At 70.0% G+C, this 14,781-nt stretch carries 11 protein-coding genes and 3 pseudogenes; 10 read left to right on the top strand and 4 right to left on the bottom strand.

The window, feature by feature from the left end; all coding sequences use genetic code 11:
- Positions 1 to 2 precede the first annotated feature (2 nt).
- The 9 genes and pseudogenes from QMK24_RS04720 (at position 3) to QMK24_RS04680 (ending at position 9,227) form a co-directional block, all read left to right on the top strand.
- On the top strand, positions 3 to 509 hold the full coding sequence (locus tag QMK24_RS04720) for a MaoC family dehydratase (RefSeq protein WP_283463879.1): 507 nt from the start codon (positions 3 to 5) through the stop codon (positions 507 to 509).
- A gap of 1 nt (position 510) precedes the next feature.
- Positions 511 to 1,731 carry an acyl-CoA dehydrogenase family protein gene (locus QMK24_RS04715; RefSeq protein WP_283463820.1) on the top strand — a complete coding sequence of 407 codons (1,221 nt, stop codon included), beginning with the start codon at positions 511 to 513 and terminating at the stop codon, positions 1,729 to 1,731.
- A gap of 170 nt (positions 1,732 to 1,901) precedes the next feature.
- Complete coding sequence (locus QMK24_RS04710) at positions 1,902 to 2,549, top strand: phosphatidylserine decarboxylase (protein ID WP_283463818.1); 648 nt, start codon at positions 1,902 to 1,904, stop codon at positions 2,547 to 2,549.
- Positions 2,536 to 3,384, top strand: coding sequence for a CDP-diacylglycerol--serine O-phosphatidyltransferase (pssA, locus tag QMK24_RS04705; RefSeq protein ID WP_283463817.1), 849 nt, complete (start codon positions 2,536 to 2,538; stop codon positions 3,382 to 3,384). Before QMK24_RS04710 ends, pssA begins: the two co-directional genes overlap by 14 nt.
- Before the next feature lie 106 nt (positions 3,385 to 3,490).
- A pseudogene (locus QMK24_RS04700) lies at positions 3,491 to 3,706 on the top strand (helix-turn-helix domain-containing protein); the annotation flags it as partial.
- A 28-nt stretch (positions 3,707 to 3,734) separates the two neighbouring features.
- Positions 3,735 to 7,427: pseudogene (locus tag QMK24_RS04695) on the top strand (DUF6531 domain-containing protein); the annotation flags it as partial.
- An 11-nt stretch (positions 7,428 to 7,438) separates the two neighbouring features.
- Positions 7,439 to 7,921, top strand: a pseudogene (locus QMK24_RS04690) (RHS repeat-associated core domain-containing protein); the annotation flags it as partial.
- 21 nt (positions 7,922 to 7,942) lie between these two features.
- Positions 7,943 to 8,470, top strand: a complete 528-nt coding sequence (locus QMK24_RS04685) for a hypothetical protein (RefSeq protein WP_283463883.1) — start codon at positions 7,943 to 7,945, stop codon at positions 8,468 to 8,470.
- A gap of 13 nt (positions 8,471 to 8,483) precedes the next feature.
- Complete coding sequence (locus QMK24_RS04680) at positions 8,484 to 9,227, top strand: hypothetical protein (protein ID WP_283463816.1); 744 nt, start codon at positions 8,484 to 8,486, stop codon at positions 9,225 to 9,227.
- A 76-nt stretch (positions 9,228 to 9,303) separates the two neighbouring features.
- Here the strand turns inward: QMK24_RS04680 and QMK24_RS04675 are convergent, their stop codons facing one another.
- Positions 9,304 to 10,488, bottom strand: coding sequence for a glycerate kinase (locus QMK24_RS04675; RefSeq protein ID WP_283463815.1), 1,185 nt, complete (start codon positions 10,486 to 10,488; stop codon positions 9,304 to 9,306).
- 506 nt (positions 10,489 to 10,994) lie between these two features.
- Positions 10,995 to 11,681: a TIGR03086 family metal-binding protein gene (locus tag QMK24_RS04670; protein WP_283463813.1), complete on the bottom strand. Its 687-nt coding sequence runs from the start codon at positions 11,679 to 11,681 to the stop codon at positions 10,995 to 10,997.
- Positions 11,682 to 11,812: 131 nt separating this feature from the next.
- On the opposite strand from QMK24_RS04670, the gene QMK24_RS04665 reads away from it, so the two are divergent.
- Positions 11,813 to 12,553: an SIR2 family NAD-dependent protein deacylase gene (locus tag QMK24_RS04665; RefSeq protein ID WP_283463812.1), complete on the top strand. Its 741-nt coding sequence runs from the start codon at positions 11,813 to 11,815 to the stop codon at positions 12,551 to 12,553.
- Here the strand turns inward: QMK24_RS04665 and QMK24_RS04660 are convergent.
- A complete protein-coding gene (locus QMK24_RS04660) occupies positions 12,525 to 13,952 on the bottom strand; it encodes a phytoene desaturase family protein (protein ID WP_283463810.1) in 1,428 nt (475 codons plus the stop codon). The genes QMK24_RS04665 and QMK24_RS04660 overlap by 29 nt on opposite strands.
- Entirely contained in the window at positions 13,952 to 14,770 is an 819-nt protein-coding gene (locus QMK24_RS04655; RefSeq protein ID WP_283463809.1) for an inositol monophosphatase family protein, read from the bottom strand. The genes QMK24_RS04660 and QMK24_RS04655 overlap by 1 nt, the downstream gene beginning before the upstream one ends.
- Between the last annotated feature and the right edge of the window lie 11 nt (positions 14,771 to 14,781).

Genomic DNA, 14,781 nt, shown 5'->3' with positions numbered 1-14,781 from the left:
CGGTGCAGTTCGGTCGCACTTACGAGGAGTTCGAGATCGGTGCTGTCTACAAGCACTGGCCCGGGAAAACGGTCACCGAGTACGACGACCACCTCTTCTGCCTTCTCACCATGAACCACCACCCGCTCCACATGGACGCGAACTACGCCGGGAAGACCACGGACTTCGGCAGGAACGTGGTCGTGGGCAACTACATCTACTCCCTGCTGCTCGGCATGTCCGTGCCGGACGTGTCCGGCAAGGCGATCGCCAACCTGGAGGTCGAGTCGCTCAAGCACATGGCGCCGACCTTCCACGGCGACACCATCTACGGGCAGACCACCGTCCTCGACAAGTGGCCGTCCAAGTCCAAGGACGACCGCGGCATCGTCTATGTCGAGACCAAGGGCTACAAGCAGGACGGCACCATGGTGTGCGTCTTCCGCCGCAAGGTGATGGTCCCCACCGCCACGTACATCAAGGAACGCGGCGGCGAGCAGCCCGGCCGCCCCGAGCTGCAGGAGAACTGACATGGCGCGTCTCGCTCACACCGACGGGCTGACCGACATCCAGCGGGAGATCCTCTCCACCGTCCGCAGCTTCGTGGACAAGGAGATCCTTCCGGTCGCGACGGAGCTGGAGCACCGCGACGAGTACCCCACCGAAATCGTTGAAGGTTTGAAGGAACTTGGCATCTTCGGGCTGATGATTCCCGAGGAGTACGGGGGCCTTGGTGAGTCTCTTCTCACATACGCCCTCACGGTCGAGGAGATCGCCCGCGGCTGGATGAGTGTTTCGGGCATCATCAACACGCATTTCATCGTCGCCTACATGCTCAAGCAGCATGGAACACAGGAGCAGAAGGAGTACTTCCTGCCCCGGATGGCGGCCGGCGAGGTACGCGGCGCCTTCTCCATGTCGGAGCCGGGCATGGGCTCGGATGTGGCCGCGCTCCGCACCAAGGGCGTGCGCGACGGCGACGACTACGTCATCAACGGCCAGAAGATGTGGCTGACGAACGGCGGTTCGGCCAACCTGGTCGCCGTGCTCTGCAAGACCGATGAGGGCCTCTCCCCCGAGGAGGCGGCCGCCAAGCCGCACAAGTCGATGACGACCTTCCTCATCGAGAAGGAGCCGGGCTTCGGTCCGAATCCGGCGGTCCCGGGCCTCACCGTGCCCGGCAAAATCGAGAAGATGGGCTACAAGGGCGTCGACACGACGGAGCTGATCCTGGAGGACGTCAGGATCCCGTCGAACCGCGTTCTCGGTGGTCAGAGCGGTCGCGGCTTCTATCAGATGATGGACGGCGTCGAGGTCGGGCGGGTCAATGTGGCGGCGCGCGGCTGTGGAGTCGCCCAGCGCGCGTTCGAGCTCGGGATCTCCTACGCGCAACAACGCCACACCTTCGGCAAGCCGATCATCGAGCACCAGGCGATCTCCTTCAAACTCGCCGAGATGGCCACCAAGGTCGAGGCCGCCCACCAGATGATGGTGAACGCCGCCCGCAAGAAGGACTCGGGCCAGCGCAACGACCTCGAGGCCGGCATGGCGAAGTACCTGGCCTCGGAGTACTGCAAGGAGGTCGTCGAGGACGCCTTCCGTATCCACGGCGGCTACGGCTTCTCCAAGGAGTACGAGATCGAGCGCCTCTACCGGGAGGCCCCCATGTTGCTCATCGGTGAAGGTACCGCTGAGATCCAGAAAATGATCATTGGACGCCGACTGCTCGAGGAGTATAGAATCCAGGGGTAAATGTCCGGATATAGGCGATATATCCGAGGTGAAGGTCACACCCAGTCATCGCTTACCGGCCATCGACTCGCTCTCGCGCTTGCCCAGTTGTGGGTGTCAACCGATACCATCTTGGTAAAGCCGCCGTCCCCAGAACCATCTTGCGGCATCCTCCGCTACGAAGGTCTTCCATGCCCCACAGCCATTCCTCTGCACCTCGCGGCCGGGTCCGCCTCGCGCGCGGAGCGTCGCCGTGGCTCCTCCCGACTGTCGCCGCCGCGGCGGTCAGCCTCACCCGCGCCCGCCGCTCCGGGCGCTGGGCGGCCGTGGCCGTGCCCACCACCGCACTGGCGGCGGGCATGCTGTGGTTCTTCCGTGACCCTGAGCGAGACATCGCTCAGGGCCGGGTGATCTCACCCGCCGACGGCGTGGTGCAGAGCATCATGCCGTGGAAGGACGGACGCACCCGCGTCGCGATCTTCATGAGCCCGTTGAACGTTCATGTGAACCGCGCGCCGCTCGCCGGCACGGTCACCTCCGTGGAGCACATCCCCGGCGGATTCGTACCGGCGTTCAACAAGGAGAGCGAGAACAACGAGCGCGTTGTCTGGCACTTCGACACCGAACTCGGCGACATCGAGATGGTGCAGATCGCAGGCGCGGTGGCCCGCCGCATCGTGCCCTACGTGCCCTCGGGCACCAAGGTCGAGCAGGGCGAACGCATCGGTCTGATCCGCTTCGGCTCCCGCGTCGACATCTACCTCCCTGAGGGCGTCCAGCCCGATGTCGAGGTCGGCCAGACCACCATGGCTGGGGTGACTCGTCTTGACCGTGATTGATCCTGACACGCACACACAGGCCCCCTGGGTCACCGAGCTGGAGGAAGAGGTCGACGAGCTCCCGCTGTCCACGCGGCTCTCCATCGCGGACACCCTCACTCTCGGTAACGCCATCTGCGGATTCATGGCCGTGTACTTCACGACCACCGGCGTGCTGGTGCCGCACCTCATGGGCACCGCCGACGGCGGCATGGCGCGGCACAACGCCGCGACGGCCGTGACCCTCATGCTGATGGCCTCGGTCTTCGACCTCCTGGACGGACTGGTGGCGCGCAAGCTCCGCAGCTCCGCGATGGGCGCCGAACTCGACAACCTGTCGGACCTGATCAGCTTCGGCCTCGCCCCCGCGTACTTCGTGGTGGTGTGGGGGCTGGTCGCGGACGATGCGCACGGTCGGCTCTCGGCGGTGGCCGCGGTCGTCGTTCTGCTCGCCGTGGTGCTCAGACTCGCGCGTTTCTCCTGCACCACGATCCGCGACGGGGTCTTCCAGGGCATGCCGAGCCCCTTCGGCGCGATGACGGTCGTCTCCGTCGTCCTGCTGGAGCTGCCGTTCATCCCGACGCTGCTCGCGATCGTGGGCGTGGCCTGGCTGATGATGAGCCGGGTCGAGTACCCCAAGCCGCGCGGGCGGCTCGCGCTCATCACGCTGGCGTGGATCTTCATCAGCATGGGCTGCCTGGCGGCCTGGACGCTGGACGTCCCGGGCGGGCACCTGCTGCTCCAGACGGGCGCGGCGCTCCAGATCGCGGCCGCGGCGCTCATCCCGTGCTTCGCCACGACCCGCAAGGTGAACACCATCCGTAACAACCGCCGCGAGGCGCGCGCCGAGCAGTGACGGCGCCGCCACGGAGAGTGCGGTGCACGACGTGAAGGGCCCCGAGCGAGCTGCTCGGGGCCCTTCACGTTCGATCGGGTTCGTCCTCAACCGCCGGACGGGCTGAACGCTCGACGCGTGGCTGGAGTGCCAGGGGTCGGCCGGACGCGCCGCCACCCGGCTGTACTGCCACCGCAACACCGTCTTCAACCGGCTACGCCGCCTGGAACAGCTCACCGCCCGCTCGCTCTCGCGCCCCCGCGACCTCATCGCGATGGCCCTGGCCCTGGACGCCTTCCGGCTCACACCGGTACCGGGCGGACCGGAGAAGTGCGGCGCGTAACAGATTGTCGACGGGTCGGCTCCAACTGATGAACCCCTGTTGTCAGAGTGCAAGAATAGGATCGGAGTCGATCACACACGGGGGGCACTGTGGCGAATCGTCCGACGGATTGGATGTGCTGGATCTGGACCGGGATCCGGTGCCGGGTGATCCGTACGAAGTGAAGGAACTCGCCCGCAAGCTGGGCGACTTCGCTGATGACGTCTCGTCGGCGCTGCGGTCGGTCCGGGGGCTGAGCGGGGACAACGCCGTTCAGGACTGGGCGGGTCTGGCGGGAGACGCGTACCGGGAGCAGTTCGGTGATCTGCCCAATGAACTGAGCAAGTTGGAGAAGTCCTACCGGCTCGCGTCGGGCGCCCTGGAGACGTACTGGCCGAAGCTGGAGACCGCGCAGGCCGACGCGGACCGGGCGTTGGCGCAGGGGCGTACCGCCCGGCAGGATCTGGACGCGGCCAAGACCACCCAGACCAACTCCAATGACTGGATGAAGCGGGCGGGCGACAAGTCCAAGGAGTACCAGGCCGATCCCAAGCCGGGGGTGCAACCGCCGACGGCCGAAGAGGTCCGCACCGCGACCCGCAACGCGCTGGACGCCTCCAACGCCCAGAAGTCCGCCAACTCCGCCGTCCACGACGCCCAGCAGCGCCTGGACGCGGCCAAGGAGCTCGCCGCGCAGGCCGCCCACCTTCGGGACACCGCCGCCGGCACCGCGGAACACGCCCTGCACGAGGCGTCCGACGCCGGCATCAAGAACAAGCACTGGTGGGAGAAGGCGGTCGACTGGGTCGCCGACCACTGGGACGACATCGTCGCCGTCTGCAAGGTCGTCGTCGCCGTCCTGGGCATCGTCGTCCTCATCATCGGCGGACCGCTCGCCTGGATCGTGCTGGCCGCAGCCCTGGTCGTCCTCGCCGACACCCTCATCAAATACGCCCAGGGCAAAGCCAGCCTCTGGGACGTGGCCTTCGCCGCCCTCGACTGCATCCCCATGTTCAAGGGCCTCACCACCCTCGGCGGCCTCGCCAAGATGGCCAAGAGCCTCCCCGCGCTCCTCAAGAGCGGCAAAGCCCTGGAGAACATCGCCAACAGCGTCCGCAAGGGCGGCACCGCGGCGCGCGATCTCTTCTCGTCGCTGCGCCGGGGAGCCAAGGACGAGGTCGGAGCGGGCAAACCGTTCGCCAAACGCTGCAAGGGCGGCGACCCCATCGACCTGATCTCCGGCGAGATGATCATGTCCGAGCGGGATGTGACCCTGGACGGTCTGCTGGCGCTGGTGCTGGAGCGCACCCACACCTCCTCGTACCGCACGGGGCGCTGGTTCGGCCCCTCCTGGGCCTCCACGCTCGACCAGCGGCTGGAGGCGGACAACGACGGCGTGGTCTTCGCCGCCGACGACGGGATGCTGCTGGTCTATCCGGTGCCCAGGCCCGACGAGCCCGTCATGCCGCACCACGGCCCGCGCTGGCTGCTGGAATGGGACGGCACACCCGGCGGCCGCATCCGGATCGGCGACCCGGCCTCCGGTATCACCCGGCACTTCGTCGGCGTCAATCCGCCCGCCTCGGCGCCGGAGGGGCTGATCACGCTGGCCCTGAGCGCGATAGCGGACCTCAACGGCAACCGGATCGACATCGAGCGCACCGCCGACGGCGCCCCCGTCCTCATCCGCCACAGCGGCGGCTACCGCCTCGCCGTCGACACCGAGGACCATCGCATCACCCGGGTCCGTCTGATGGGCACGGAGGACGGCCCCGAGGGCACGGTCCTGCGCGGCTTCGGCTACAGCGTCAACGGCGATCTCACGCAGGTCACCGACTCCGTGGGCCGCGCGGAGGTGCTGGAGTACGACTTCGAGGGCCGCATCGTCCGGCGGACGGATCGTACCGGCCACTGGTACGGCTGGGATTACGACGAGTCCGGGCGCTGCGTCCGCGGCCGCGGCCAGGACGACTTCCTGAACTGCGAGCTCACGTTCGACACCGAGGCCCGTACGACCACCTACACCAACTCGCTCGGCCACAGCACGGTCTACCGCTACAACGAGCTCCTGCAGCTGGTGTCCTCGACCAATGTGCTCGGCGAGTCGCTGACCAACGAGTGGGACGCGTTCGACCGTCTCGTGGCCCGGACCGACGCGCTGGGCGCCACCACCCGCTACGGCTACGACGACGCGGGCAACCTCACCCTGGCCGTCCGCCCCGACGGTGTGGCCACCGAGGCGGTCTACGACGAACTGCGGCAACTGGTGCGGGCGGTCGAGCCCGACGGCGCGGTGTGGCAGCACACCTACGACGACGCGCGCAATGTAACCGCCTCGATCGACCCCTCGGGTGCGCGGACCGTCTACACCTACGACGCGATCGGCGCCCTCGTCGCCGTCACCGACTCCGCCGGGCGCTCGAGCCGGGCCAGGAGCAATGCCGCCGGCCTGCCGGTGGAGTTCACCGACGTACAGGGCGCGGTCAGCACCATCGAGCGCGACGCCTTCGGCCGCGTGAGCACGTTCACCGACCCGCTCGGGCACGTCACCCGCTTCGGCCGGACGGCGGAGGGCTGGCCCGTCTGGCGTGAACAGCCAAGCGGCGAAAGCGAGTTCTGGGAGTGGGACGGCGAAGGGCGGCTCGTCTCGCACATCGACCTCACCGGGCGCACCGCCACGTTCTCGGTCGGCCCGTTCGGCATTGTCACCTCCCGCACCCACGGTGACGGAAGCCAGTACACCTTCGGCTTCGACACCGAACTGAACCTCCTGTCGGTGACCGACCCGCAGCGGCGGGACTGGAGTTACGCCTACGACGCGGCGAACCGCGTCACATCGGAGACCGACTTCACCGGCCGCGTCCTCGGCTACGAGCTGGACGCCATGGGCCGGCTGACCGCCCGCACCAACGGTGTGGGCGAGACCATCCGGTTCCACAGGGACGCTTTCGGCCGGACGGTCGAGACGCAGTACGACGGCCACACCGCCCACCTCACCTACGACACCGCCGGGAACATCGTCCGGGAGGTCGGCCCCGATGTCACCGTCGAACGCGAGTACAGCACGGTCGGCATGCTGCTGTCCGAGAGCATCAACGGCAGGACCACCACCTACGAGTACGACGGCCTCGGCCGGCGCACCAGGCGGCGTACTCCCACCGGGATCGAATCCACCTGGACCTACGACGGCGCTGGCAGTCCCACCTCCCTGGAGACCGCCGGACACCGCATCACCTTCGCCTTCGACGCGGCCCACCAGGAGACCCACCGCCGGCTCCCGGGCGGGGTGACGCTCACCCAGTCGTGGGACCCTGCGGGCCGGATCACCGGGCAGCGCCTCGACCGTGCCTCCGACCCGGCCGAGGGGCTGCTCCAGCAGCGCGCCTACGTCTACCGGCCGGACGGCGTCCCGACGGCGATCGAGGAACTCACCTCCGGCACCCGTCGCTTCACCCTCGATCCAGCAGGCCGTATCTCCGCCGTCGACGCCCGGGGGTGGACCGAGCGGTACTCCTACGACGCGGTGGGCAACATCACGCGGGCCGAGACCCCCGGCGCGGACACCGACGAGGCGGACCGCGCCTTCCACGGCAACCGCATCCAGCGCAGCGGACGCACCTCCTTCGAGCACGACACCGAGGGCCGCATCGTGCGGAGCGTCCACCGGCTGCTCAACGGCCAGCGGCGGGTGCGAACCTACGCCTGGAACAGCCAGAGCCAGCTCGTCGCGACGACGACCCCCGACGGTTCGGAGTGGCGCTACACCTACGATCCCAGCGGCCGCCGAACGGCGAAGCGGCGGCTGGGCGAAGGTGGCACCGTCGTCGAGGAGACGCTCTTCGTCTGGGACGGCGCCCGCCTCATCGAGCAGATCGGCTCCGACGACCACGCCATCTCCTGGGACTACGCGCCCGGCAGCTTCGTACCCCTGACCCAGCTCGACCGGACAGAAGTGGACGCCCGCTTCCACGCCATCGTGACCGACCTGTCGGGGGCGCCGGCCGAACTATCTCCGCCGACGGGGAGCTGGCCTGGCGGCGGCGTACCACGCTCTGGGGAGCGCTCCTCCCCGAGCAGGCCCAGGAAGGCGGAGGCGGAGGCGGAGGCGTCGACTGTCCGCTGCGCTTCCCGGGCCAGTACGCCGACGCGGAGACCGGCTGGCACTACAACTACCAGCGCTACTACGACCCGCGGACGGGCCAGTACGTCACGCCCGATCCGCTCGGTCTGATCGCGGGACCGAACGACGCCGCCTACGTGCCCAACCCGTACACGCTGACCGACCCGCTCGGGCTGGCCTGGCAGGACCCCAACAACGGCAACAAGTTCGGGCGCGATCCCGCCCTCCCGCCGGAGCCGGAGGGCGGGCGGGAGTACACGCGCAACAACCAGTACGGCACGGACTACCGCACCTCCACTCACGATCACATGACAGAGCACTACACGGACGAAGGCCGGGCGCAGGGCAGGGCGCCGCTCGACGCCGACGGCAACCGCATGCCGCGGGACCAGCTGAACTGGTACGACGGCAAGGGCCGGAAGATCTGGGACCCGACCGCGGAGAACCCGAAGCCTTTCCACCAGACGGTAACGTACGAGCACAAGGACCCTGTGGTCGACCATTGGAACCGGGAAGGACGATTCACCGACAAGGCGGCGCGAAAAGACTTCTACAACAAGGTGAGCGATATGGAGCCGATGGGCTTCAAGGAGAACTCACGCGGTGGCGGCAAGATGACGGCGACCTTTAAACAGGAAGTCGGACCTGGGTACTCGTGTACCTGACCAAGGAGGATTCATGGATATCCGGGAAGTAGTCACCAGCTTCCGCGATGCGGCCCCGCTGCCAGGCCTGGACAATGCCTGGAGTTGGGCGCCCGCACCCGGTCTCGACTTCGCCGGGGCGCTCTCCGCGGACGGTGGCCGACTGCTGCAGCTCAACGCGCGCGATTCGTACGATCAGGACCTCGCTGTCGCGACCCTGGCGTTCGCTCGCGAGCACGAAGAGCGGATCGTCGCCCGGAATCCCTTCATCGGTGCGTCGGACGGCTTCGAGGCGCCCGCCGGGCACCGCTTCGACTCGGTCACGATCATCGCGCCCGAGGTGCATGAGTTCTACGACTACGACCGGCCCACCCTCACGCCCTTCGTCCGCCTGGCCTTCCCGGCCTATGCCCTGGAATTCGCGGGGGACGAGACCCTGGACGAGGCGATCACCCGGTTCGACATGCTGCGGCCGAACGAGCTCGACCGCGACCCCGTGCCCTTTCTCAAGATGCGATACGCCAATACCAGGACGCTCGGCCGCAGTACGAACGTCGGCCGCGGCTTCACCGATCCGCGCAACCTGGTGACGGAACTGCGAGAACTGGACGGCGCTCCGGGCAGTTTCGTGGAGTTCGAGAACCGCCACCGCCACGTCTGGCGCGTCGAATGGCATGAGGCGTACTACATCGCGGACTGGAACACCCAGACCGAATCTCCCCGGGAGACCACCCTCGACGAACTGCTCGAGTTCGCGCCGGCCCAGCTGCGCGACTGACACGCGGCGGTACCAGGCAGGGGTGCCGGGCCGACTGGAGATGTCCAGCCCGCCCGGCACCCCGGTGCGGTCGGCGTTACGGCGCCAGGAAGTCCTGGGCCAAGGCCTGGGCGACGCGTTCGAGCAGCGGGCCGGCCTGGGCCATGCAGACGGCCGGGTCCGGCTCGATATCGGTCAGGGCGTAGGCGCGGCGGATGCCGGCCCCGCCGAGGGCGCCGGGGGCCAGGGCGAGCCGGCCGCAGACGGCGACGACGTCGATGTTGCGGGCGCGCGCGGCCTGGGCGACGCCCACCGGGGCCTTTCCGTGGAGGGTCTGCTCGTCGAGCGAGCCCTCGCCGGTGATCACGAGATCGGCGCGGCTCAGTGCCTCCTCGAAGCCGAGCACGTCGAGCATCACGTCGATACCGGGCCGGAAGGCCGCGTTCAGCCCGACGAGCGCGCCGTAGCCGATGCCGCCCGCCGCGCCCGCTCCGGGCGCCTCCGCGGCGTGTGCCGCGGCCGATCCCCGGGCCTGCGTCAGCACCTCGACGAACCGCCCGAGGGCCGTGTCGAGGGTGGCCACTTCCTGGTCGGTGGCACCCTTCTGCGGACCGTAGACGGCCGCGGCGCCCTTCGGGCCGAGCAGTGGATTGTCGACATCGCTGGCGAGCACCACCTCTGTCTCGGCCAGTCGCGGGTCGAGCCCGGACAGGTCGGCGGTCGCGAGGGCGGCCAGCGCCCCGCCGCCGGGACCGACCGGTGCACCGTCCGCGTCGAGCAGCCGGGCGCCGAGCGCGACGAGCATGCCGGCCCCGCCGTCGTTGGTGGCACTGCCGCCGACACCGAGCACGATGGTGCGCGCACCGTCGTCCAGCGCCGCGCGCAGCAGCTCGCCGGTGCCGAAGGTGGTGGCCGTGAGCGGCGCGAAGACGCCCTCCGGCAGGTGACGGAGGCCGGAGGCCTCGGCCATCTCGACCACGGCGGTCGTGTCGCGTACGGCGTACGTGGCGGTCACGGGCTCGCCCAGCGGCCCGGTCACCCGCAGCTCGCGGCGCTCGAAACCGGCCGCGACGGCCGCGTCGACGGTGCCGTCACCGCCGTCGGCGACCGGCAGTGACTCGACGGTCAGCCCCGGCACCACGTGCAGCAATCCGGCCGTGACGTGCTCGGCGACCTGCACCGCGGTCAGCGAACCCTTGAACTTGTCGGCGGCGATCAGCACGCGCCCCGTCGTGTGTCTTGCAGCGTCGGACACGTTTACTCCCCATCCGATACGGAACATCGCGCCGCTCGGACCATATCCCGCCATGGGCCGCCTGCCCATGGCCGGTCCAGCGCGTCACCCCAATAGATCGGGAGATTCATGACCATAGCGGGGCGTCATGAGAGGCGCCGACAGGGAACGGAGGGCGCCCCGGACGCCGCGAGGACCCGGGTGGCCGCTTCGGGCGGAGGGTTCGGCGGAGGTGTTCGGCGGAGGGTTGGGGTGGCGGGTTGGGGTGGCGGGTTGGGGTGGCGGGTTCTGGTGGCGGGTTCTGGTGGCGAGTTCTGGATGGCCCGTAATTCGTTTGCGGCGGGCGCATCGCGGTACGCCACAGTGCTTCGGCGCTGATCCGACGTGAGCAACCCGCCGACATCGACGTGATCCGTGACGTCACCGCCGTCGCCTCACCAAGCCCGGCCAGGCTGCGGGCGGCGAAGCGCCGCTGGTCGACCGATTGCGGACGACCGATGCGTGGATCCCGGGCGGTCACTGGTCGCGACGGACGACGACGGGCGGGCCTTCGCCTATGCGACGCCTTTCGACGAGATGTGAGCCACGTAGGTTGGGGTCGTCGCCGACACCTGCGGGGTGCTCAACGGCCGGGCAGGCCCCTGGACCCCCGCGGGCCAGTCCGGGGAGCGGCCGAGTATCGCGGCGATGCGGTCGAGGGGCGCGCCCGTCCCGGCATCGGCCACCGCGGGGCCGAACGCCTCGTCGGCGGCCGGCCGGCTCTTCCCCGCCGCCATCGCTTCCGCCACCGACAGCGCCACTTTCAGCACCTCCGCGTCGAATTCCGCCTCGACGCCGATCGACCGGGCGACATCCCAGCCGTGCACGACGGTGTTCACGAAGTGGAAACCGACGGCCACCGGCGCGGGGAAGACCCGTCCGGCACGGATCTCCGGCAGCCACCAGCCCCGTTCCAGCGCCCCTTCCGCGCCGAAGGACGCCGCCACCTCGGCGGCCGAGGCCGCGAACGCCCCGGCCGGGTCGTCTCCCACCGGCCGGTCCGCGAACACCGTCCGGTCCTTCGTCTCGCCCCTCGCCGCCGCGGCGAAGCCGTGGTTCTGCCCCACGATGTGCTCCAACAGCCGCCGCAGCGTCCACTCCCCGCACGGCGTCGGCACGTCCAGCCGGGCCACGTCGATCCTGCCGATGATCACTTCAACCGTGCGCAACGCCCGCTGGTCCAACACCCGGAGATCCGTCATACCCACGACCGTAGCCGCCGGGTACGACAACCGGTCCCGGCACCGGACTTGCCGCACCCGGCTCGCCGGCATCGGCCGGTAACGGGTAAACCCGGTCGTCCGCGCCACCCGCTCCCGCCTACGCTCGCGACATGAGCAACGGCAAGCCCCTCGTGGCGATCCTGAGCGGGGCCGGCATCTCCACGGACTCGGGGATCCCGGACTACCGCGGCCCCAACGGCCTGTGGCGGCGCGACCCCGGGGCGGAGAAGCTCGTCACCTACGACGCGTACATGGCCGACCCCGACATCCGCCGCCGCTCCTGGCTCATGCGGCGCGACAGCGCGACCTGGCTCGCGCGCCCCAACACCGCGCACCTGGCGGTGGCGGAGCTGGAGAAGACCGGCACTCCGGTGCGCGTCATCACGCAGAACGTCGACGGGCTCCACCAGTTGGCCGGGATGCCCGCCCGCAAGGTGCTGGAACTGCACGGGACGGCCCGCACCGTCGTCTGTACGAAGTGCCATGCGCGCAGCGCCATGGCCCAGGCCCTGGAGCGGGTCGGGGCAGGCGAGCCGGACCCGCCGTGCCGGGTGTGCGGCGGGATCCTGAAATCGGCGACGGTGATGTTCGGGCAGCACCTCGATCCGGAGGTGCTGGCGCAGGCGATGGCCATCGCGAAGGCGTGCGAGGTGTTCTTCGCGGTGGGGACGACGCTGCGGGTGCAGCCCGCGGCGTCGCTGGCGGGAATCGCGGCCGAGCACGGCGCGCGGCTGGTGATCGTGAACGCGGAGCCGACGCCGTACGACGAACTGGCCGACGAGGTGGTGCGGGAGCCGATCGGGACGGCGCTGCCCGCGCTGCTCAGCGGCCTCGCTTCGCCAGGGACTTGAGGACGGCGCGGGCGGCGTGATGGCCGCTCATGCCGTGCACGCCAGGACCGGGCGGGGTCGCGGAGGAGCACAGGAAGACATTGGACCGGGCGGTCGCGTACGGGTTCCACGCGATCTTCGGGCGCAGGACGGTCTGCAGGCCCGCGAAGGCGCCGCAGGCGATGTCGCCGCCGACGTAGTTGACGTTGTGGGCGGCGAGTTCGGCGGGGCCGGCGACAGCGCGGGCGAGCACGAGGTCGCGGAAGCCCGGGGCGAAGCGTTCGATCTGGCGCTCGACGGCGTCGGTGGCGTTGCCGTGCCAGCCCTGCGGGACATGGCCGTAGGCCCAGAAGACGTGCTTGCCCTCGGGTGCTCGCGAGGGGTCGACGACGGTCGGCTGGGAGGTGATCAGGAAGGGGATCTGCGGCGGCCGGCCGCTGACCGCCCTGTTCAGCGCGTCACCGATCTCGGTGTACGACGGGCCGAGGTGGACCGTGCCGGCCCGGCGCGCGTCCGGCGCGGTCCAGGGGACGGGACCGTCCAGCGCGTAGTCGATCTTGAAGACGGACGGGCCGTAACTGAAGTTGCGGTAGGCGTCACCGAGCCCGGCGATGCGTGCCAGCGCGGTCGGCGAGGTGTCGAAGACATAGGCCCGCGCGGGCGGCAGCTCGTCGAGCTTGCGCACCATCACACCCGTGTGGACGACCCCGCCCTGCTCCTTGAGGTACGAGGCCAGGGCATCCGAGATCGCCTGCGAGCCGCCGCGCGGGACCGGCCAGCCGCCCGCGTGCGCGGCCAGGGCGAACATCAGAGCCATGGCGCCGGTCAGGGGCGAGCTGAGCGGGGTGATCGCATGGGCGGCCAGGCCGGCCAGCAGGGCGCGGGCCTTGGCGTCACGGAAGCGGCGGGCGAGTACCGCGACAGGCGGCAGCCCCGTCAGGCCGAACCGGACGAACCGGTAGGGGTCCAGCGGCAGACCGCGCCACTGGGGCCGCAGCAGGTCGGCGGCCATCGTGTTCCAGTGGCCGATGTACGGGGCCACCAGCCGGCGGTACCGGACGGCGTCGTGCGCGCCGAAGGACGCGGCGGTCTCCCCCACCGAACGCGACAGCAGCGCGGCCGTGCCGTCGGGGAAGGGATGGGCCATCGGCAGATCGGGGTGCAGCCACTCCAGGCCGTGCTCGCCCAGCGGCAGCGCCTTGAACGCGGGCGAGCCCGCGCCCAGGGGGTGCACCGCGGAGCACGGGTCGTGCCGGAAGCCCGGCAGCGTCAGCTCCTGGGTCCTGGCGCCGCCGCCGACCGTGTCGGCCGCCTCGTAGATCTCGACGGACAGACCCGCGCGGGCCAGCTCGGCCGCGGCCGTCAGACCGTTCGGCCCGGCCCCGACGACCACCACGTCCACTACCGCTGCCCGGTTCATCACTCGCCCATCAGCTCGATGATCCGCCGCGCGGTCTCCGCGTCGCGGGCGATGGAGAACGGCAACGCGTTGCCTCCGGGGATACGGAACGGCTTACCGGTCGCCGTCAGGCTCGCCCCGCCGGCCTCGGTCACCAGCAGCAGCCCGGCCGCATGGTCCCAGGGCAGTTCCCAGAAGAAGGCGACACCGTCGGTGCCGCCCCTGGCCAGCTCCAGGTATTCGATCCCGGCGCAAGTGCATGGCCGGGTCACCGCGTCGGCCGCCTCCAGCCGGCCGAGGAGCAGCTGCTCGCGGTCGGTGCGGTACACGGGGTTCGAGGTGGCGATCCGCAGGATGCCGTCCGGGGCGGGAGCCGTGTGGATCGGCTGCCCGTTGAGGTACGCGCCGGCGCCGCGGCGCGCGGTGGCCATCAGCTGCCGCTCGGGGACGTAGGTCCAGGACGCGAGCGGCTCGCCACCCTGCACCAGGGTGACGAGCGTCGCGTAGCCGTCCTCGCCGCGTACGAAGTTCGCGGTGCCGTCGACCGGATCGACGACCCACACCGGCTCGTCGCCGTCGAGGCGCTTGAGAACACCGGGGTCGGCGCTCACCGCTTCCTCGCCGACGACGACGGAACCGGGCAGCAGCGCGGTCAGCTCCTCGGTGAGCCGTTCCTCCGCCCGCCGGTCGGCGGTGGTCACCAGGTCGTAGGGGCCGTTCTTCTCGATCACGTCCTCGGCGGCGAGCCGCCGCCAGCGCGGAGTGACCTCCTCGGCGACCACGGCCCGCACCGCGCGCTCGACGGCGGCGAGCAGATCCTCGTTGACCTCGTAGACCATGCCGCCATCCA

The sequence above is a fragment of the Streptomyces sp. PH10-H1 genome (assembly GCF_030063355.1).
In the GTDB taxonomy this organism is placed as follows: Bacteria; Actinomycetota; Actinomycetes; order Streptomycetales; family Streptomycetaceae; genus Actinacidiphila.
The sequence above is the reverse complement of the archived record's forward strand: the minus strand, read 5'-3'. Positions and strand labels throughout refer to the sequence as shown.